The sequence below is a fragment of the Mesorhizobium sp. P2_B11 genome (assembly GCF_056404855.1).
On sequence record NZ_JBFUDF010000023.1, the window covers coordinates 1 to 1,087 of the forward strand.

At 67.2% G+C, this 1,087-nt stretch carries 2 protein-coding genes; both read left to right on the forward strand.

All coding sequences use genetic code 11. The annotated features are described in order from the left end of the window. A partial coding sequence (locus tag AC1DYJ_RS31805) for a hypothetical protein (RefSeq protein ID WP_477426399.1) occupies positions 1 to 785 on the forward strand: 785 nt, incomplete at its 5' end. Further along, positions 724 to 1,087 (forward strand): hypothetical protein (locus tag AC1DYJ_RS31810; protein WP_477426401.1); only part of this gene is annotated, 364 nt, incomplete at its 3' end. The genes AC1DYJ_RS31805 and AC1DYJ_RS31810, both read left to right, overlap by 62 nt.

Sequence of the window (1,087 nt, forward strand, 5' to 3'; positions counted from 1 at the left end):
GCACCACCCAGGGCGGCACCTTCACCATCTCCTCGCCCGACGGCATCGCCTCGCTGACCATCGACGGCCACGCCTTCATCACCAACGGCGTGTTCGCCGCCAGCGCCTTCACCACCGCGCTCGGCAACACACTCAACGTGACGGCCTATGATGCCGCGACCGGCATCGTCAGCTACACCTACACGCTGCTCGACAACGAGACGCACGCAACGGGCCTCGGCRCCAACAGCCTGTTCGAGAACCTTGCCGTCTCGCTCACCGACCAGGACGGCCAGAACGCCACAGGCACCCTGTCCGTCAACATCGTCGAYGACGTGCCGACGGCRGTCGCCGACATCGACAGCATCGGAGCCGGCCTGTTCGGCCCGGCCACCGGCAATGTGCTGGTTGGCGGAACCGATGCCCTCGACGGCAACACGAGCGACGGGGTTGCCGACACCAAGGGCGCCGACGGCGCGACCGTGGTCGGCGTCGTCGCCGGCGACACCAATGCCGCCCTCGACAATACCGCGACGCTGGGCATCCAGATCCAGGGCCTCTACGGCAAGCTGACGCTGGCCGCCGACGGCACCTACCGACCTTTTGGCCAGCCGTGGAGCTGGCGAATCGGCCGGCTCCGACACCTCGAAGGAAAGCACCACCCAGGGCGGCACCTTCACCATCTCCTCGCCCGACGGCATCGCCTCGCTGACCATCGACGGCCACGCCTTCATCACCAACGGCGTGTTCGCCGCCAGCGCCTTCACCACCGCGCTCGGCAACACACTCAACGTGACGGCCTATGATGCCGCGACCGGCATCGTCAGCTACACTTACACGCTGCTCGACAACGAGACGCACGCAACGGGCCTCGGCATCAACAGCCTGTTCGAGAACCTTGCCGTCTCGCTCACCGACCAGGACGGCCAGAACGCCACAGGCACCCTGTCCGTCAACATCRTCGACGACGTGCCGACGGCAGTCGCCGACATCGACAGCATCGGAGCCGGCCTGTTCGGCCCGGCCACCGGCAATGTGCTGGTTGGCGGAACCGATGCCCTCGACGGCAACACGAGCGACGGGGTTGCCGACACCAAGGGCGCCGACG